This window comes from Providencia sp. R33 (assembly GCF_019343475.1).
Taxonomy (GTDB): domain Bacteria; phylum Pseudomonadota; class Gammaproteobacteria; order Enterobacterales; family Enterobacteriaceae; genus Providencia.
Window position 1 is genome coordinate 2,580,551 of sequence record NZ_CP072453.1, and the last position, 20,145, is coordinate 2,600,695.

14 protein-coding genes and 6 tRNA genes are annotated in these 20,145 nt (G+C 43.4%); 16 read left to right on the forward strand and 4 right to left on the reverse strand.

The window, feature by feature from the left end:
* Positions 1-78: 78 nt before the first annotated feature.
* Both glnS and J6836_RS12135 read right to left on the reverse strand, forming a co-directional pair.
* Positions 79-1,746: a glutamine--tRNA ligase gene (gene glnS, locus J6836_RS12130; RefSeq protein WP_219244311.1), complete on the reverse strand. Its 1,668-nt coding sequence runs from the start codon at positions 1,744-1,746 to the stop codon at positions 79-81.
* A 159-nt stretch (positions 1,747-1,905) separates the two neighbouring features.
* Positions 1,906-2,721: a sulfite exporter TauE/SafE family protein gene (locus J6836_RS12135; protein ID WP_219244312.1), complete on the reverse strand. Its 816-nt coding sequence runs from the start codon at positions 2,719-2,721 to the stop codon at positions 1,906-1,908.
* 220 nt (positions 2,722-2,941) lie between these two features.
* Between J6836_RS12135 and J6836_RS12140 the strand changes: the two genes are divergently transcribed.
* The gene (locus tag J6836_RS12140) at positions 2,942-3,436 is read left to right on the forward strand and encodes a DUF2569 domain-containing protein (RefSeq protein ID WP_219244313.1); all 495 of its coding nucleotides are present in this window, start codon (positions 2,942-2,944) and stop codon (positions 3,434-3,436) included.
* Positions 3,437-3,503: 67 nt separating this feature from the next.
* On the opposite strand, the gene nagE is transcribed toward J6836_RS12140, so the two are convergent.
* On the reverse strand, positions 3,504-5,531 hold the full coding sequence (nagE, locus tag J6836_RS12145; protein ID WP_219244314.1) for an N-acetylglucosamine-specific PTS transporter subunit IIBC: 2,028 nt from the start codon (positions 5,529-5,531) through the stop codon (positions 3,504-3,506).
* 418 nt (positions 5,532-5,949) lie between these two features.
* On the opposite strand from nagE, the gene nagB reads away from it, so the two are divergent.
* The 10 genes from nagB to J6836_RS12195 all read left to right on the forward strand — a co-directional run bounded on the left by nagB (position 5,950) and on the right by J6836_RS12195 (position 12,105).
* Positions 5,950-6,753 carry a glucosamine-6-phosphate deaminase gene (gene nagB / locus J6836_RS12150; protein WP_219244315.1) on the forward strand — a complete coding sequence of 268 codons (804 nt, stop codon included), beginning with the start codon at positions 5,950-5,952 and terminating at the stop codon, positions 6,751-6,753.
* Positions 6,754-6,829: 76 nt separating this feature from the next.
* Entirely contained in the window at positions 6,830-7,999 is a 1,170-nt protein-coding gene (nagA, locus tag J6836_RS12155) for an N-acetylglucosamine-6-phosphate deacetylase (RefSeq protein ID WP_219244316.1), read from the forward strand.
* Positions 8,000-8,002: 3 nt separating this feature from the next.
* Positions 8,003-9,226 (forward strand): DNA-binding transcriptional regulator NagC, encoded by a 1,224-nt coding sequence (gene nagC / locus J6836_RS12160; protein WP_219244317.1) that lies wholly within the window; start codon positions 8,003-8,005, stop codon positions 9,224-9,226.
* Between the two features lie 390 nt (positions 9,227-9,616).
* Positions 9,617-9,693 (forward strand) — tRNA-Met (locus J6836_RS12165).
* Between the two features lie 7 nt (positions 9,694-9,700).
* A tRNA-Leu gene (locus J6836_RS12170) sits at positions 9,701-9,785 on the forward strand.
* A 31-nt stretch (positions 9,786-9,816) separates the two neighbouring features.
* Positions 9,817-9,891 (forward strand) — tRNA-Gln (locus J6836_RS12175).
* A 31-nt stretch (positions 9,892-9,922) separates the two neighbouring features.
* Positions 9,923-9,997: transfer RNA gene (locus tag J6836_RS12180), tRNA-Gln, on the forward strand.
* 49 nt (positions 9,998-10,046) lie between these two features.
* Positions 10,047-10,123: transfer RNA gene (locus J6836_RS12185), tRNA-Met, on the forward strand.
* Positions 10,124-10,136: 13 nt separating this feature from the next.
* Positions 10,137-10,211 (forward strand) — tRNA-Gln (locus tag J6836_RS12190).
* 538 nt (positions 10,212-10,749) lie between these two features.
* Positions 10,750-12,105: a dicarboxylate/amino acid:cation symporter gene (locus J6836_RS12195; RefSeq protein WP_273827579.1), complete on the forward strand. Its 1,356-nt coding sequence runs from the start codon at positions 10,750-10,752 to the stop codon at positions 12,103-12,105.
* A gap of 63 nt (positions 12,106-12,168) precedes the next feature.
* Here J6836_RS12195 and ubiF read toward each other — a convergent pair whose 3' ends face one another.
* Positions 12,169-13,356 carry a 3-demethoxyubiquinol 3-hydroxylase gene (gene ubiF, locus J6836_RS12200; protein WP_219244318.1) on the reverse strand — a complete coding sequence of 396 codons (1,188 nt, stop codon included), beginning with the start codon at positions 13,354-13,356 and terminating at the stop codon, positions 12,169-12,171.
* 553 nt (positions 13,357-13,909) lie between these two features.
* Between ubiF and miaB the strand changes: the two genes are divergently transcribed.
* From miaB to lnt, 5 genes are all read left to right on the forward strand, one after another.
* Positions 13,910-15,340 carry a tRNA (N6-isopentenyl adenosine(37)-C2)-methylthiotransferase MiaB gene (gene miaB / locus J6836_RS12205; protein WP_219244319.1) on the forward strand — a complete coding sequence of 477 codons (1,431 nt, stop codon included), beginning with the start codon at positions 13,910-13,912 and terminating at the stop codon, positions 15,338-15,340.
* 93 nt (positions 15,341-15,433) lie between these two features.
* Positions 15,434-16,432, forward strand: a complete 999-nt coding sequence (locus tag J6836_RS12210; RefSeq protein WP_425299655.1) for a PhoH family protein — start codon at positions 15,434-15,436, stop codon at positions 16,430-16,432.
* The gene (gene ybeY, locus J6836_RS12215) at positions 16,433-16,900 is read left to right on the forward strand and encodes an rRNA maturation RNase YbeY (protein ID WP_219244320.1); all 468 of its coding nucleotides are present in this window, start codon (positions 16,433-16,435) and stop codon (positions 16,898-16,900) included.
* 809 nt (positions 16,901-17,709) lie between these two features.
* The gene (corC, locus tag J6836_RS12220; protein ID WP_219249496.1) at positions 17,710-18,594 is read left to right on the forward strand and encodes a CNNM family magnesium/cobalt transport protein CorC; all 885 of its coding nucleotides are present in this window, start codon (positions 17,710-17,712) and stop codon (positions 18,592-18,594) included.
* Complete coding sequence (gene lnt / locus J6836_RS12225) at positions 18,594-20,126, forward strand: apolipoprotein N-acyltransferase (RefSeq protein WP_219244321.1); 1,533 nt, start codon at positions 18,594-18,596, stop codon at positions 20,124-20,126. Before corC ends, lnt begins: the two co-directional genes overlap by 1 nt.
* Positions 20,127-20,145 lie beyond the last annotated feature (19 nt).

Sequence of the window (20,145 nt, forward strand, 5' to 3'; positions counted from 1 at the left end):
AGCATACATAGGTATGTGACTCGGGTAACTTAATGAAGCCAACACCCCTGTGGTGCAAAGTATGACGGGGACATCAAATTAAGCGTTTTCGATTTTCGCCCAAGTATCACGCAACCCCACAGTCCTATTAAACACCAGATGCTCTGGGCTGCTTAACTTACTATCCGCACAAAAATACCCTTCACGCTCAAACTGATACGCTTTCTCTGCAACCGCATCTTTCAAGCTTGGCTCAACAAAGCCTTGGCGAACAACTAATGATTCTGGGTTAATCACCGATAAGAAATCATCTTCTGCGCCTGGGTTTGGCACAGTAAACAGACGGTCATACAGGCGAATTTCCGCTGGCAGCGCGTGCTGTACGCTCACCCAGTGAATCACACCTTTCACTTTACGACCATCCGCTGGGTCTTTGTTCAGTGTACCTGCATCATAGGTACAGAAAATAGTTGTGATGTTGCCATCAGCATCTTTTTCCACACGCTCAGCTTTGATGATGTACGCATTACGTAAGCGCACTTCTTTACCTAGCACTAAACGTTTAAATTGACGATTTGCTTCTTCACGAAAATCTGCGCGGTCAATATAAATTTCATTGCTAAACGGCACTTTACGCGTACCCATCTCAGGGTTATTTGGATGGTTTGGCGCTGTTAAAATTTCTTCGCCCGCTGGCATGTTTTCAATCACCACACGCACAGGGTCAATCACGGCCATAGCGCGCGGTGCTGATACGTTCAGGTCATCACGAATGCACGACTCTAATGACGCCATTTCAACGTTATTATCTTGCTTGGTCACACCAATACGTTGGCAGAATTCACGGATAGACGCTGCGGTATAACCACGACGACGTAAGCCAGAAATGGTTAACATACGTGGGTCATCCCAACCGTTAACGTGTTTTTCTGTCACTAATTGGTTCAGCTTACGCTTAGACATCACTGTGTATTCCAGATTCAGACGAGAAAACTCGTACTGACGCGGGTGACAGTCAATCGTGATGTTATCCAACACCCAGTCATATAAACGACGGTTATCTTGGAATTCCAACGTACATAAAGAGTGCGTGATCCCTTCTAACGCATCAGAAATACAATGCGTGAAGTCATACATTGGGTAAATGCACCACTTATTGCCAGACTGGTGATGTTCTGCAAATTTAATACGATATAAAACCGGATCACGCATAACCATAAATGGTGATGCCATGTCGATTTTCGCACGTAAGCACGCTTTACCTTCTTCAAAGCCACCATCACGCATTTTTTCAAATAATGTGAGGTTGTCTTCGATTAGGCGTTCACGGTAAGGGCTATTTTTACCCGGCTCTTTTAATGTGCCGCGGTATTCACGAATTTCGTCTGCACTTAGCTCATCAACGTAAGCTAAGCCTTTTTTAATCAGCTCAATTGCATATTGATATAAAGTATCAAAATAGTCAGAAGAGTAACGAACATTGCCCGTCCACTCAAAACCTAACCATTTGACGTCTTCTTGGATTGAGTTAACGTATTCGACGTCTTCTTTTACAGGGTTGGTGTCGTCAAAACGTAAGTTGCACTGTCCCTGATAGTCCTTTGCAATGCCAAAGTTCAAGCAGATTGATTTCGCGTGGCCGATGTGTAAATAGCCATTCGGTTCTGGTGGAAAACGGGTATGGACCGACGTGTGTTTTCCACTCGCCAGATCTTCATCTATGATCTGACGGATAAAATTTGTTGGGCGAGCATCTGCCTCATTCATTGTCATCATTCCTCAATGCCAAAAGCGCGCTAAAAGCGGTTAGTAACCAGATATATTCTACCATAATCCGTCAGGAAACAACCGTTTGATTGTACTTAGCCAATAAAAGCTATACCAAAGAGGCAAACACAACAAAAAATAGGCATTTGTCTACCCTTTCTAAGTCAATAACATCACAGTTAACACCACTAACAACAGCAATGGGTAGCTTTGAGCATGCCGCTTATCGCTAAGATAAGGCATTAATAATGAAGCAAAACGGATCCCCAACCAAGAAGCTGCAATCAGAATCAACGCGCCTTTGAGGTAAATCATGCCAAGGAAACCCGCACCAAGGTCAACGTGCTTATCGATAGCGAAATAAAAGTAGGTTAATGTCCCAGTGATTGCCATCGGCAGCGTTAATGGGTTAGCAAACGCCGCCGCTTGGATCATACTGGCACCACGGCGTCGCATCAGTGGAACAGTCATCACACTGCCCCCTACCCCTAAAAATGCTGCCACGGCACCTATTACCACCCCAATCGGGGTATCTGCAAAAATGCCCCCACGAGAAGCTTTAATACCTTCCGACCCCGTTTGCATAAAACCAGGGCGAATAAAACAATCCAATATTGTGACTATCAAATAGGCAATAAATATCCAGCGGATCAACGCACTATCAACCGATAACGCAACAATTGCCCCAAGTATTCCACCTATTGAAATGGGAATAATAAACGGCTTGATAATTGGCCAGCTAAGGTTACCTTTTAGATAATGAGCACGGCTCGATAGCGTTGATGAAAAAATCATCACACAAGTGGATGTTGCCACTGCAACTTGCATCGCAACTGCGCTTGCATCGCTTTGCGGCCCCCACACCAAGGTAATTAACGCATACAACAGTGGAACCGTGATAAACCCACCGCCAAAACCAAATAACGCGGTTGTGATCCCTGAGATAAAACCAAATAAGCAAAGAAGCAGTTCCACAGAAAATTCCTCGTCAGTCATTGAGAAAATATCTTATCGATGCGTAAGCCGCCTTGCTTATGCAGATTCGACAACCTGCTTTGAGATTTCGCCAACATTGTTAACTTATTTCCTACATGACTAAACCAACTAAGTGAAATAAATGTGCCTCTAAGAATTCATTTATTCAAAAAATATCCCGATAATAGTTAAATCTAAAAATTCACAGCTGGGTAAGTCAATGAAATGTATTAATTGCAATGAGCGCGAAGCGAATAAAGAGTCTGGTTGGTGTCATGAATGCGAACAATTGGAAGTCCATAAAATTAATGGCGTACTTTATCTGCCAGCTTTAGGGCTAATTATTACCGCATTTTTGTCTATCTTTGGGGCATACCAATTAGTCCAAGTTGTCACCTATTATGCCGAAAATACGCAGGGTGTTCCTGCATTTTACCTTGGCGCTATTGTGCTACAACTTGTCTATATAATTATCACACTCGTCGCTTGTTGGTTTTTCTTTAATAAGAAAAAAGCGACTAAATGGGTGATGATTTCCTACTACATTTTTGCGCTCATCGTAACGCTGTATTTTACCGTTTTTATCGCCATAATTTATGGCGCTAAATTAACCAATACAGATTACCAGCAAATACTCATGAGCACATTCAGTGCCGCGCTGTGGATTGGTTATTTCATTAAATCTGACCGTATCCCACAAGTTTTTACCCGATAACTTCCATAAAAAATGCCAGCCTTTTTACCGGCTGGCATCATCACAAACTTAAATCAGGCTTAATGCATTATTTCAGTACATTATAAATAACGGTTTCGCCTGCTTTCACTTCACCGTCAACTAAAATTTCGACACCTGCGAAATCATCGATATTACTGATGATAACTGGGCTGATCATCGATTTAGCATTGGCTTCAAGGAAATCTAAGTCTAATTTCAGGATTGGTGTGCCCGCGGTGACTTCTGCACCTTCTTCCACTAAACGCGCACAACCTTCGCCTTTCAGCGCAACAGTATCGATACCCATATGAACGATGAGCTCTACACCATTCTCAGTTTCAAGGCAGAATGCATGGTTAGTTTCGAAAATTTTCACCACTGTACCTGAAGCTGGTGCTAACACCTCGTTGCTTGTTGGTTTGATAGCAATACCATCACCCACAATACGGCTAGAGAACGCTTCATCTGGCACATCGTCAAGGGAATAGACTTGTCCGCTAACAGGTGCAATAAGGGATAAAATCGCATTGCCTTTTGCTTTTGCTGGCTCTGCCTCTTTTTTCTCTTCCGCTGCCGCAACAGGCGCAGTACCGGCAATCGGTCCTTTAGCAATCACTTCCGTCATTGCTTTAGCGACCAATTCAGCACGTGTTCCTACGATCACTTGCACGTTTTGTTTATTCAGGCGAATAACCCCTGAAGCACCAAGACGTTTGGTCATCGCATCGTTAACAATCGCGGTGTCTTTTACTGTTAAACGTAAACGCGTGATACATGCATCGATACTGACAATATTATCGCTACCGCCTACCGCAGAAACGTATTGGCGCGCTTCTTTTTGGATATCGCTATCCGTGGTATTTGCTGGGCTAAGGCTTTCATCGTAACCATCAATGGTTTCATCGCCCGCGCTTTCTTCACGACCTGGGGTTAACAGGTTGAATTTGCGGATCATGAAACGGAAGATCACGTAGTAAATGCAGAAGAAGACCAAGCCTTGAACAATCAGCATGTACCAATGAACAGCAAGTGGGTTACGTGATTGCAGCAGCATATCCACTAAACCTGCACTGAAGCCGAAGCCTGAAATCCACTCCATTGTTGCTGCGATATACACAGAAATACCGGTCAACAGTGCGTGAATAACGTACAGGATTGGCGCCACGAACATGAATGAGAACTCAAGAGGCTCAGTGATACCTGTGAAGAATGCCGCGAATGCACCCGCAATCATGATACCAGCCACTTTGGCTTTATTTTCAGGGCGTGCACAGTGGTAAATAGCCAGTGCTGCACCCGGCAGACCAAACATCATAATTGGGAAGAAACCAGCTTGGTAACGACCTGTGATACCTACTGTTGCCAGACCTGCTTCGATAGATTTAGCTCCACCGAGGAAGTTTGGAATGTCGTTAATCCCTGCAACGTCGAACCAGAATACCGAGTTCAGCGCATGGTGTAAGCCAACAGGAATTAATAAACGGTTAAAGAATGCGTAGATACCCGCACCCACGGAACCTAAATCTTTAATACTTTCGCCGAACGAAACCAATCCGTTATATACAACCGGCCAAACATACATCAGTATGAAAGCAAGGATGATCATCAGGAATGATGTTAGGATCGGAACAAGGCGACGACCACTGAAGAATGACAGCGCTTTTGGTAGCTCAACACCACTGTAGCGGTTATATAATTCAGCAGACAGCACCCCGACTAAGATCCCCACGAACTGGTTGCTAATTTTACCGAATGCCGCTGGAACATTTTCCAAAGGAACATTCATAATCATGGAATAAGATGCAGGAGAACACAGCGTTGTCACCACTAAGAAGCCGACAAAACCAGTCAGTGCCGCAGCACCATCCTTATCTTTGGACATCCCATACGCAACACCAATTGCAAATAGCACGGACATATTATCAATAATTGCCGCGCCGGATTTAATCAGTAACGCCGCGATTGCACTATTAGCGCCCCAACCATCTGGGTCAATCCAATAGCCAATCCCCATTAGGATTGCTGCGGCTGGTAGTACAGCAACTGGCACCATAAGTGCCCTACCAATCCGCTGTAAGTAGCTAAGAATATTCACAAACTCCCCCTTTATCGCCCTATTTTTTGCCCCATTTACGGGATCTTCTTGTTCACACACCTAAATAATAATTTAGGTTATTGAGAGTATCAATTTCATAGTCTAAATTAATTGTTTCGCGATGCAAAATAAATAGGTGCGATTTGTGATAAATGTCAACGAAAGAGTTCATGATCTGACTAAATTAGTAGCTATTATTGAAAACTTATTTTATGATTAAAAATAACTTATTTAGGCCATTAACCTGTATATTCTCAGCGCGTTTAAAATGCAGGGCTAACCGTTAAAACGCCACTGTATACCAACACCAACGTGTAATAAATTTGTAGTATAACGAGTATTCCTATATCTAATGCATAACATCGGGGATACACATATATATGAAAGATTTCACAGACTTATTAGAGGTAATTGAAACATGAGGCTAATCCCATTAAACAATGCGCATGATGTCGGCACTTGGTCCGCGCAATATATCGCCGATAAAATCAACGCATTCAATCCAACCGCTGAACGCCCGTTCGTTCTCGGTTTACCAACAGGTGGCACCCCACTAGCAACCTATAAAGCGCTGATTGCTTTATATCAAGCTGGTAAAGTGAGCTTTAAACATGTCGTGACGTTTAATATGGATGAATACATTGGCATTCCTGCTAATCATCCACAAAGCTACCATACCTTTATGCATGAGAATTTCTTCAGCCATATTGATATCCAAGCTGAAAATATCAACCTGCTCAATGGTAATGCCCCTGATGTTGATGCGGAATGCCGACGTTATGAAGATAAAATTAAATCTTACGGCAAAATCAATTTGTTCATGGGCGGCGTAGGGAATGATGGACATATAGCTTTCAATGAGCCTGGTTCATCACTGAATTCTCGTACCCGTATTAAGACGTTAACGCCAGAAACACGCCAAGCAAACTCACGCTTCTTTGATAACGATATCAACCAAGTACCAAAATTTGCGTTAACCGTAGGTGTTGCCACACTCATGGATGCAGAAGAGTTAATGGTATTAGCGACTGGCGCGAATAAAGCGAATGCGGTTCACGCTGCGGTAGAAGGTTCCATCAACCATATGTGGACAGTGAGCTGTGTACAAATGCACCCGAAGGCACTGATTGTGTGTGATGAACCTGCAACACTCGAATTAAAAGTCAAAACCCTCAAATATTTCAAACAGCTTGAATCTGAAATTATTGAGACGTTTAACTAAGATTATATTTATCAATCACCCGACTGGCGACGGCTAGTCGGTGACCCATTTTTCCAGAGGTCAGGAGTTTAAAACCATGTATGCACTAACTCATTGCATTATTTATACAGGTCATGAAAGACTGGATAACCATGCTGTCATCGTTGATGGTGAAATCATCAAAGAGGTTTGCCCTGTCTCTGAATTACCTGCAAATATTCCACAACACGATTTGCAAGGCGCAATTCTCTCTGCTGGTTTTATTGATCTGCAAGTTAACGGCTGCGGTGGTGTTCAATTCAATGACAATAAAGAAAATGTCACATTGAAAAATTTGGATATCATGCAAAAAGCCAATGAGCGCACAGGTTGTACTAGCTACCTACCAACGCTGATCACTTGCTCTGATGATCTAATGAAACATGGCATTGACGTCATGACTGAATATTTAAAAGATCACAAAAACCAAGCCCTTGGCCTACATTTAGAAGGTCCTTATATTAATGTGATCAAAAAAGGGACTCATAACCCTGAATTTATTCGCCAACCTTCAGCTCAAATGATTGATTATTTAGCCTCCCACGCTGATGCCATCACAAAAGTCACCTTAGCGCCTGAAATGGTCGACCTCGATTATATTCGCCAATTAAAAGCAGCGGGTATTGTGATTTCAGCGGGACATTCAAATGCAACCTATGAAGAAGCGAAACTGGGCTTTAAAGCGGGTATCCGTTTTTCAACGCACCTTTTCAATGCAATGCCATATATTTCAGGCCGCGGCCCAGGTTTAGTCGGCGCCATTTATGATACGCCAGAAGTGTATGCGGGTATTATTGCTGATGGACTGCATGTTCAATGGGCCAACATTCGTAACAGTAAGCACCTGAAAGGTGATAAATTAATTTTAGTGACGGATGCAACAGCACCAGCAGGTATTGATCCTCAAACTGGTGAAATGGATCATTTTATCTTCGCAGGTAAAACCATATACTATCGTGATGGATTATGTGTTGATGAAAATGGCACACTCAGCGGTTCGTCACTGACGATGATTGAAGCAGTCAGAAACAGCGTAGAACATGTCGGTATCGCATTGGATGAAACACTTAGAATGGCAACGCTCTATCCAGCAAGAGCCATCGGAGTTGATGAAACTTTAGGGTCAATTGCTCCGGGTAAAATTGCGAATTTGACCGCATTTAACCACGACTTCACTATTCTCGCGACTTACGTAAACGGAAAGGAAGTCTACAAAATGAGTAACTAGCTAATGAATCAAAGCCACTCGCTAAAGCAAATTGGTAATATTGACCTCGTCAAACAACTCAATAGTGCTGTCGTCTATAGCTTGATAGACCAACAGGGTCCGATATCAAGAATTCAAATAGCGGAGCAAAGCCAGCTTGCCCCAGCCAGTGTCACAAAGATCACTCGCCAGCTACTCGAACGCGGTTTAATTAAAGAAGTTGACCAGCAGGCCTCCACTGGGGGCCGTCGTGCTATATCTATTGTCTCTGAACACAAAAATTTCCACACCATTGGTGTCCGCTTAGGCCGCTATGATGCCACTATCGCATTGTATGACTTAGGCGGAAAAATGATTGTGGATGGCCACTACCCTATCTCTGAGCCTTCTCAAGAAGCGGTCGAGCAAAAATTGATTGCCGCCCTTGAGGATTTTATCGAGCAAAATCACCGTCGCATCAAAGAACTGATTGCCATTTCAATTATCCTCCCCGGTTTGGTCAATCCAAATCGTGGCATTATTTTCTATATGCCCCACATCAAAGTGGATAACTGGCATCTGATTGATAACCTGCAAGCGCATTTCAATATCACCTGCTATGTTGGGCACGATATTCGCAGCCTCGCGCTTGCTGAGAGCTATTTTGGCGCGACGCGGGATTGTGAAGACTCTTTATTAGTGCGCATTCACCGAGGCGCTGGAGCAGGCCTTGTTATCAATAAAGAAATATTACTCAACCACCGCGGGAATTTAGGGGAAATAGGCCACATCCAAGTCGACCCTCTCGGTGAATTATGCCATTGTGGTAATTTTGGCTGTTTGGAAACCATTGCCTCTAACCAAGCCATTGAAGCACGCGTTAAACAGCGCTTAGAACAAGGCTACTCCAGCACGCTGACCGCAGAAACTTGTACGATTTCGTCTATTTGCCAAGCCGCAAATAAAAATGACCCATTGGCCACCGAGGTCATTCAGCACGTTGGTCGACAAATTGGTAAAGCGGTTGCGATTACCATTAACTTGTTCAACCCAGAAAAAGTGGTGATTGCAGGGGATATTACAGAGGCCGAGCAAATTTTACTGCCAGCTATCCAAAGCTGTATTGATACTCAAGCTCTTAAAGGCTTCCGTGAGAACTTGCCGATTGTTACCTCGCAATTAGTCCATAATTCGGCAATTGGTGCATTCGCTTTAACTAAGCGAGCAATGCTTAATGGCGAATTACTGCAAAAGTTGTTTGATAATTAATTTCCGCCATCTCAATGAATAAGTAAAAGCAGGTTTAGGCCTGCTTTTTTGCTTTTAGAGACCCAAGATCAAAAAGTACGCTTGCCCTTCACCATGGTATTGTACAATTTAAAATCTATTTGTATTTTCTCAAATTATTTCGACTTCTCTTAAAAGCAAATTTGGCAAAACACCGTTATTTCTCCCTACTATTTTTTGAACAGACAAACTGTCAAAATCCATTTTTTTTCAAATCAAGGGTTGTTTTTTGCTGACTTTATCGACAAAATGATTATTCAACAAACAAACAGACGCATTTTCTAAAAAATAGTGCAAAAAGCTGTTGACTGTAGGGTCTGTAATTAGCATAATGCGCCCCGCAACGCCGATGAAGGTTAAGCAAAAAAAGATGGCTATGTAGCTCAGCTGGTTAGAGCACAACACTCATAATGTTGGGGTCACAGGTTCGAATCCCGTCATAGCCACCATTTATTTGCGGGAGTGGCGAAATTGGTAGACGCACCAGATTTAGGTTCTGGCGCCGCAAGGTGTGCAAGTTCAAGTCTTGTCTCCCGCACCATTTTCCTTCTCGGTAGTATTGAATTTAAGATTGGGGTATCGCCAAGCGGTAAGGCACCAGGTTTTGATCCTGGCATCCCCAGGTTCGAATCCTGGTACCCCAGCCATCTTAAATCATCAATAGTAGAATTTCCCGGATGGGGTATCGCCAAGCGGTAAGGCACCAGGTTTTGATCCTGGCATTCCCAGGTTCGAATCCTGGTACCCCAGCCATCTACTATCCCTCCTTGTTGCAAAAATCACGATTAAAGAAATAGACAATGGCTATGTAGCTCAGTTGGTTAGAGCACAACACTCATAATGTTGGGGTCACAGGTTCGAATCCCGTCGTAGCTACCATTTCTTTTGTTGTTGGGGTATCGCCAAGCGGTAAGGCACCAGGTTTTGATCCTGGCATCCCCAGGTTCGAATCCTGGTACCCCAGCCATTCTTCTATTTTCTTCCTTCTCTCTCATGCAAACTCTTCCCAACTCATTTATTTTGATTATCACTTTTATTGATAAATTAAACCAAGTTTAAAAAATTAGGTAATAAATCCATATTTATTACTGAAAGCCAATTTTTTGCATCACTATTTGCATGTTTATGCAACTTTCCAGCAGAAATGCACTCTTTTTTCATGTTTTTTGCTTTATTAAATCCCGTGAATACTAATTAACCAGTAGCTTAATCGTTTTAAATGTTAACCAAGCAACATTTCGCCCAGAAAATTTACTTTTGCATAACTTTTCTATTAAATCTGTGACTTTAATCATTTCTATTTAACTGTTGAAAGTGGTAACCTGCGCTCGAATTGTAGTTAGGTATGATTGGTGGCTAAAAAGTTTTATACACTTAAGTCACCAGAAAACTCACTCCCATCTTCCGTTCCATTAATCATTAATTAGTTCTCAAAAACTCAAATAAAAGTTTTAAACCTAATAATTATAAATTGCCAAAGCGCAACATTTTTACAGAGAAAATTTATGCGAAACATGATAAAGCAACCAATATATAAAATCTTATATGTTCAGGTCATCGTAGCCATCGCCTTAGGTATCGCGCTAGGCCACTTTTTCCCAGACATTGGAGAATCATTAAAACCACTTGGTGATGCATTCATCAAAATCGTTAAAATGATCATCGCGCCTGTTATCTTCTTAACCGTGGTAACCGGTATTTCAGGCATGTCAAACATGAAGGCTGTAGGTAGCGTTGCGGGTAAATCAATGCTCTACTTCATCACCTTCTCAACTGTCGCACTCATCATTGGTCTCATCGTGGCGAACGTCATTCGCCCTGGTGATGGCTTAAATATTGACCCAGCTACCCTCGATAGCACTAAAGTCGCAGGTTACGTTGCTAAAGCACATGAGTCGTCAATTGTTGGCTTCTTGATGAATATCATCCCTGATACCGTCATTAGCCCGCTGGTAAACGGTAACATTCTTCAAGTTCTGTTCATTGCGGTTATTTTCGGATTAGCATTAGCAGCAACAGGCAAGCACGGCGAGCCAATTGTTAAGTTACTGCAAAACTTCTCTGAGCCCGTGTTCAAAATGGTTGCGATGTTAATGAAACTCGCGCCAATCGGGGCATTCGGTGCCATGGCATTTACCATTGGTAAATATGGAATTTCATCTATCGGCAACTTAATGATGCTGATAATGACGTTCTACATCACCTCTTTACTCTTCGTATTACTGGTATTAGGTGCCGTTGCAAAATATAACGGCTTCTCAATCATTGAGTTGATTAAATACATCAAAGATGAGTTATGGTTAGTTTTAGGTACCTCTTCTTCTGAGGCGGCACTGCCAAGCTTAATGAGAAAAATGGAGCACGCTGGGTGTGAAAAATCCGTTGTGGGCTTAGTTATCCCAACAGGTTATTCATTCAACCTTGATGGTACCAACATCTATATGACCATGGCGGCGCTGTTTATCGCACAAGCCACCAATATTGAGCTCACTATTTGGGAACAAATCTCCTTACTGCTCGTTGCCATGATCAGCTCAAAAGGCGCGGCAGGTGTAACAGGCGCAGGCTTCATTACCTTAGCCGCAACGCTGATGGTTGTGCCAAGTATTCCGGTTGCAGGTATGGCCTTGATTCTGGGGATTGACCGCTTTATGTCAGAGTGCCGTGCATTAACCAACTTAGTCGGTAATGCTTGTGCGTGTATCGTGGTTGCTCGTTGGGAAAAAGAGTTAGATACCGAGAAACTGGCTCATGCATTCTCAGCAAAAAATGAAACGTTAGACTCCGTGATCACTGAAGATGACAGTATTGATACTGATATCAAAAACGTACAGTCTGCGGATATCAGTAATAGCAAATAACCTTAGCTATTCACAAAAAAATAGGCTGCGGGATGCAGCCTATTTTTATTTCAGCGTCATAAACTAAAGGCCTAATGCATATTTCAATGCGAGTTTTTTCGCTTCCCCCGCACGTTGAGCAGCCATCAACCCAAGGTTTCTGAACATTTTTAACCCCGGTAAATTTTCACTAAATGCCATATAAAACACATCCATTCCCGCCTGCATAATCAAATTATCTGGTAATCGACGGCGCTGGTAGCGTTTTAAAACATCCACTGAATACCAAGGCTGCAAATATTCACGGGCATAATTCACCACATTCAGCAAGCTCTCTACATCACGGTAGCCTAAATTAACCCCTTGTCCTGCTAATGGGTTGATTGTATGTGCAGCATCACCAATCAGCGCTAAGCCATCCATCACATAGCGGTTAGCATGATGACGCGTTAAGGGGAATGCCCCTGATGCAATCGCAGTCACCTTGCCCAAACGCTCAGGAAACGCTTCAGAAATCGTACCTGTGAGTTGTTCCATAGACATACTCTGTAAGCGCCTGATCTTTGCAGGGCTGTCATACCAGACCAATGAGGCCCAATTATCGTATAATGGCAAAAATGCCCGTGGGCCTGATGGGAAAAATTGCTGCCACGTTTTGTCTTGTTGAGGCTGTTCGGTTTGAATGGTAATCAACATGCAAGATTGGCGATACTGCCAACCACGGCTACCAATCCCTGCCATTTTACGCACTTGAGAGTTTGCGCCATCAGCCCCCACAACCAATTTCGCCTCTAACCGACGGTTATCATCAAGTTCTAATCGCCACTCTTTTTGGTTTTTAGGTTGATATAAATTCACCAACTTTGCAGGGCAAACTAACTCTAAGTTGCTATATTTTTGGCATTCCTGCCACAACGCAAGCTGTAACACTCGGTTTTCAACCATAAAACCGAGCTCAGGTAAACCTAAGCTTTGGGCATCGAACACCACATTGCTTTCGGGTTCTTCCCATGTTTCCAACTGACGATATGGCACACTGCGCATAGCTTCAACATGCTGCCATGCACCAAGTTGCTTTAATAATTCGACGGATGCACGGCTAATTGCCGAAATGCGAACGTCTGGGGTACTGTGTGGCTCAAATAGTGCAGGTTGTGCCTTTTCAAGCAAAGCCACCTTCATCCCTTCTTGGGCAAAGCCCAATGCCGCCGCTGCGCCTGTCATTCCCGCGCCGACTACGACAACATCATAAGATTCGATTTGTTTATTCATCACATTGGCCACTATTTACGAATTGATTGCCGTATTGTACCGAAAATTTATTGCCCTCGCAGACAATATCTCCACTTGAACTCTAGGGGCTGTTTATCTTTGCTGCTGATTTTTACCGCTAAAAAAGGTCAAAAAACAATTAACATATTGAATAAATGTATTAATCAAGCTGACTGACTATTATTTGCGTTAACTATTGTACTTAAATGCTGCCTTGAGAGGATCTTGCCTAGTTCACTAGGCGGCGAACCTCTCGCCTTGCCTAAAATGGCTTTAATTCGAATAAAAATTGACCATCAAAGATAAACACCCCCTAGTCACTGAAGCCCCAAATGAATACAATACGTCCTAATTTTTAAAACAATAGGCAAATTGCCTGCCCTTAAATTTCGTGAAGTGATATTATTTCTCGCTATCTTTGCATTTATTCCATCATACAATGATGTCCTTAATCAAAATGCAAACGAGTTCCCAAAAGAGGGTAGGACTTTGGATTTACAACGCGTTTCGGGGTCCATTACACTAGCCGCTTCGAAAACACCGGATATACGACATGTCGACGAATAAAAAGTTATACATTAAAACGTGGGGCTGCCAAATGAATGAGTATGACTCATCCAAAATGGTCTCTTTATTAGAAAGCACCCACGGTTATCAGCTAACTGAAATTGCTGAAGAAGCAGATTTACTGCTGCTTAACACCTGCTCGATTCGGGAAAAAGCCCAAGAAAAAGTCTTCCACCAGCTTGGTCGTTGGAAGTTTTTTAAAGATAAAAACCCTGACATCATTATTGGTGTCGGTGGCTGTGTTGCATCCCAAGAAGGGGATTTTATTCGCCAGCGTGCGCCGAGTGTTGATATTGTTTTTGGTCCACAAACACTGCATCGCCTGCCTGAAATGATCAACCAAGTACAAGGTACGCGCAGCCCAGTTATTGATATCAGCTTCCCTGAAATTGAGAAGTTTGACCGCCTACCAGAACCGCGTGCTGAAGGCCCAACCGCATTCGTTTCCATTATGGAAGGTTGTAATAAATACTGTACTTTCTGTGTGGTGCCTTATACCCGCGGTGAAGAAGTCAGCCGCCCTTGTGACGATATCTTATTTGAAATCGCACAACTAGCCGCACAAGGCGTACGTGAAGTTAACTTGCTGGGTCAGAACGTTAATGCTTATCGCGGCGCAACGTTTGATGGTGAAATTTGCTCGTTCGCAGAATTACTGCGTTTAGTTGCTGCTATTGATGGTATCGATCGTGTTCGCTTCACCACTAGCCATCCAATTGAATTTACTGACGATATCATCGAAGTTTACCGTGATACGCCTGAATTAGTCAGCTTCTTACACCTGCCTGTACAAAGTGGCTCTGACCGCGTTCTCACAATGATGAAACGTGCTCATACCGCACTCGAATATAAAGCCATTATTCGCAAACTGCGCGAAGCGCGTCCAGGTATCCTGATCAGTTCTGACTTTATTGTTGGTTTCCCGGGTGAAACGACTGATGATTTCGAAAGAACCATGAAACTGATTGCAGACGTAAATTTTGACATGAGCTACAGCTTTGTCTATTCCGCACGTCCTGGTACGCCAGCGGCAGACTTACCTGACGATGTCACTGAAGATGAGAAAAAACAGCGTCTATACTTACTGCAACAGCGCATTAATCAACAGGCATTGAGCTTCAGCCGCCAAATGGTGGGCACCGTTCAACGCATTTTAGTTGAAGGGACATCCCGTAAAAATGTGATGGAGCTTTCTGGACGAACCGAAAATAATCGCGTGGTGAACTTTGAAGGCACACCAGATATGATCGGTAAATTTGTGGATGTTGAAATTGTGGATGTCTATACCAACTCATTACGCGGTAAAGTCATTCGTACAGAAGATCAAATGGGTCTTCGCGTTCATGAATCGCCAGAGTCTGTTATTGCACGTACCCGTAAAGAAGATGAGCTAGGTGTTGGTAGTTTTCAACCTTAAGCCACAACCATAGGATATTCAGTGACCGAGACAAAAAATTTGCATATCGCAACACAAGAAATCTTTCTAGAACCCGCAGATAACCAACGTTTAATGAGCCTCTGCGGGCCATTTGACGATAATATCAAGCAGCTAGAACGCCGCCTTGCTATCGAAATTAATCGCCGTGATAACCGCTTTAAGTTATCGGGCAAGCCGTTGAATGTTCAAGCGGCGAGCAAAATTTTGCGTCAACTGTATGTCGATACCGCGCCTGTGCGCGGTGTTATTCCTGATATCGACCCTGAAAATATTCACTTAGCCATCATGGATAGCCGCGTTTTAGAGCAATCTGCCGAAAGCGTTCCAGACTACGGCAAGGCGGTGAATATCAAAACCAAACGTGGCGTGATAAAACCTCGCACACCAAACCAAGCGCAATATATTGCCAATATTTTGGATCATGATATTACCTTTGGTATTGGCCCTGCTGGAACGGGGAAAACCTATTTAGCGGTAGCTGCCGCGGTCGATGCTCTAGAACGCCAAGAGATTCGTCGCATTCTGCTTACGCGCCCTGCAGTTGAAGCTGGTGAAAAATTAGGTTTCTTACCTGGGGATTTAAGCCAGAAAGTCGACCCATATTTGCGCCCGCTTTATGATGCCCTATTTGAAATGTTAGGCTTTGAAAAGGTTGAAAAACTGATTGAGCGCAACGTTATTGAAGTCGCCCCGCTAGCGTATATGCGTGGACGGACATTAAATGATGCGTTTATTATTTTAGATGAAAGCCAAAACACCACCATCGAGCAGATGAAAATGTTTTTGACGCGGATTGGTTTTAACTCCAAAGCGGTTGTGACCGGGGATATCACACAAGTCGACTTACCGCGCGGCAGTAAATCAGGTCTGCGTCACGCCATTGAAGTGCTGTCTGGCGTGGATGATTTAAGCTTTAATTTCTTCCACAGTGAAGACGTGGTTCGCCACCCTGTCGTTGCCAAGGTTGTTATGGCCTACGAAGCGTGGGAAGAGCAAGATAGCAAGCGTCGCCAACAATTACGTGAAGAAAAAGAACAGCAAAAAGAGCTGGAAAAGCAGGAAAACCAATAAATGAGTGACGTCATTCTCGATTTACAAATTGCGTGTGAAAACCCTGAAGGTTTGCCTTCTGAAGCACTTTTTGAGCGCTGGTTAGCCGCTGTATTACCTAAATTTCAAGCACAAAGTGAAGTTACAATTCGTATTGTGGATGAAGCGGAAAGCCACCATTTAAACCTGACTTATCGCGGAAAAGATAAACCAACCAACGTGTTATCTTTTCCTTTTGAAGCGCCACCTGAAATTGAGCTTCCCCTGCTCGGCGATTTAATTATTTGCCGCCAAGTGGTTGAGCAAGAAGCCATTGAACAGCAAAAAAGTGCCGAAGAACATTGGGCACATATGGTGGTTCACGGCTGCTTGCATTTATTAGGTTATGACCATATTGAAGATGATGAAGCCGAGGAAATGGAAGGTTTAGAAACGGAAATCTTGGCAGAATTGGGTTATGAAGACCCCTATCTTGCGGAAAAAGAGTGACCTAACTATAATTTTTTCAGGTGTCTTTGACGAAGAAAGCATTATTTTACAAAAAACTGACGGTAATTTTGCAGATAAACCGTCGGTTTTATGCTAAAAAAGAATGAAGTAAGCTGTTTTTATTAACTAACCAACGCTCTAAATACTTTAGCTTCGGCTGATTATTAATGAATGAGCATACATAAGTATGTGATTCGGGTAGCCGAGTGCAGCCAACAACGCTGCGGTTCGATATGTGACGAGTAACGACTATTTAATACTCTAAATAATTCGGATTGCAGCTAGGCGGCCAGCAAGGATACCCGATGAGCATACATAAGTATGTGATTCGGGTAGCCGAGTGCAGCCAACAACGCTGCGGTTCGATATGTGACGAGTAACGACTATTTAATACTCTAAATAATTCGGATTGCGGCTAGGCGGCCAGCGAGGATATCCGATGAGCATACATAAGTATGTGATTCGGGTAGCCGAGTGCAGCCAACAACGCTGCGGTTCGATATATGACGAGTAACGACTATTTAATACTCTAAATAATTCGGATTGCGGCTAGGCGGCCAGCGAGGATACCCGATGAGCATACATAAGTATGTGATTCGGGTAGCCGAGTGCAGCCAACAACGCTGCGGTTCGATATATGACGAGTAACGACTATTTAATACTCTAAATAATTCGGATTGCGGCTAGGCGGCCAGCGAGGATACCCGATGAGCATACATAAGTATGTGATTCGGGTAGCCGAGTGCAGCCAACAACGCTGCGGTTCGAAGTATGACGAGTATTTTTTGAGGAAAAAAAAATTAACCGCCATGAGCGACGATAACTCTTCGAGTAGCGATAACCCTGGCCCTAAGAAAGGGTTCTTTGCACTGTTAAATCACCTTTTCCATGGTGAACCTAAAAATCGTGATGATTTAGTCGAATTAATCCGCGACTCTGAGCAAAACGATTTAATCGATCCTGATACCCGTGAAATGCTTGAAGGGGTTATGGATATCGCGGATCAGCGCGTGCGCGACATTATGATCCCGCGTTCCCAAATTGTTACCTTAAAACGTAACCAAACGCTTGATGAGTGCTTGGATGTCATTATTGACTCTGCTCACTCGCGCTTCCCTGTTATCAGCGAAGACAAAGACCACATTGAAGGGCTGTTGATGGCAAAAGATTTATTGCCATTTATGCGTACAGATGCTGAGCCTTTTAGTATCGACAAAGTCTTGCGCCAAGCGGTTGTTGTCCCTGAAAGTAAACGAGTAGACCGATTACTCAAAGAGTTCCGTTCCCAACGCTACCATATGGCTATCGTTATCGATGAGTTTGGTGGTGTTTCTGGTCTTGTGACCATTGAAGATATTTTAGAGTTGATTGTGGGTGAAATTGAAGACGAATATGACGATCAAGACGACGTTGATGTTCGCCAGTTGAGCCGTCATTCCTATTCTGTCCGCGCATTGACGCAGATTGAAGATTTCAATGACGCTTTCAATACCCATTTTAGCGATGACGAAGTGGATACCGTTGGTGGATTGGTCATGCAAGCCTTTGGTCATTTGCCTTCCCGCGGTGAAACCATCACAATAGATAATTATCAGTTTAAAGTTGCTATGGCAGACAGTCGTCGAATTCTTCTGCTTCATGTGAAAATTCCAGACGATGCGCCAGTTCCTACTTTGGAAGAAGAACAGACTTAATGAACTCAACGTCTATGTATCAAAGTCAGTGGTTGCGGTTACTGCTGGCTTTATTATTCGGAGCCAGTGGAACACTGGCTTTTTCGCCTTTTGATATCTGGCCTGCCGCGCTTCTCTCTATTTTATTTCTCCTGCTACTCACCTTAGAACGCAACGTAAAACAATCTTTTGCGATTGCTTTTGCATGGGGATTTGGCTTGTTTGGCAGTGGCGTCAATTGGGTCTATGTCAGTATCGCTGATTTCGGCGGAATGCCAGGGCCTGTCAACGTCTTTATTGTCATTTTATTAGCTGCTTACCTTTCGCTTTATACTGGCCTATTTGGTGGTTTACTGGCTAAACTTGCCCCTAAAGCCAATATTTGGCGTTTGGTATTTGTGGCGCCTACCCTCTGGCAAGTCACTGAATTTCTGCGAGGTTGGGTATTAACTGGCTTCCCATGGCTGCAATTTGGTTATAGCCAAATTGATGGGCCGATGAAAGCTCTTGCCCCTGTATTTGGGGTAGAAATGATTACATTGCTGTTATTTAGCATTAGTGGTCTGTTAGTGCTCGCTATCCTGCGCCGCAGCTTTATCGCACTCGCTGTTGCAGCTGCCTTAATTTTTGCTCCATTAATTGCCAAAAATGTTCAATGGTTTACCCCCCTTGAAAGCAAAAAAATGGAAGTGGCACTGGTTCAAGGCAATATTCCCCAATCGATGAAGTGGGAAGCCAGCTTTTTACAAAAAACCAAAGACACTTATATGGAGCTATCTCGCCCTTATATTGGCAAAGCGTCTTTGATTATTTGGCCTGAATCAGCGGTGCCTTCCGTTGAACTCGATAACCAAACGTGGCTTAAATCCCTCGACCAATTATTAGCAGAGTCAAACACTCAGTTAATTACAGGTATTGTCGATGCACGTCCGATGGACGGTGAATACACTTTCTATAATACAATCATTGTATTAGGGGATAAAAAACCATATTTATATCCGTCCAAAAACCGTTATAACAAACACCATTTAGTGCCATTTGGTGAATATGTGCCTTTAGAAGATTTACTGCGCCCTATCGCACCGTTCTTTAATTTGCCGATGTCTGGTTTTAGTCGTGGAGATTATGAACAAGCGCAATTAGCGGTTGGTAATATTCATCTAACAGCGGCTATTTGTTATGAAATTATTTTAGGTACGCAGGTCAGGGATAACTTTAAACCTGATAGCGATTACTTACTTACCGTTTCAAATGACGCGTGGTTTGGAAAATCCATAGGCCCTTGGCAACACTTCCAGATGGCACGGATGCGCTCCTTAGAATTGGGTCGTCCTCTGCTACGCTCAACCAATAACGGTATTACTGCGGTGATCAGTGCGGATGGTTCTATTCAGGATATGCTGCCACAATTCACAACCGCCACACTTGCCACTAAAGTGACGCCAACAACAGGGTTAACCCCTTATGCACGTTGGAGCAACTACCCAATGTGGGGAACAGTTGTTGTATTTGGTGTACTTGGTTTTGCGATGAACCGACGCCGTAAGCACTGAGTTATTAATCAGCCTCAAT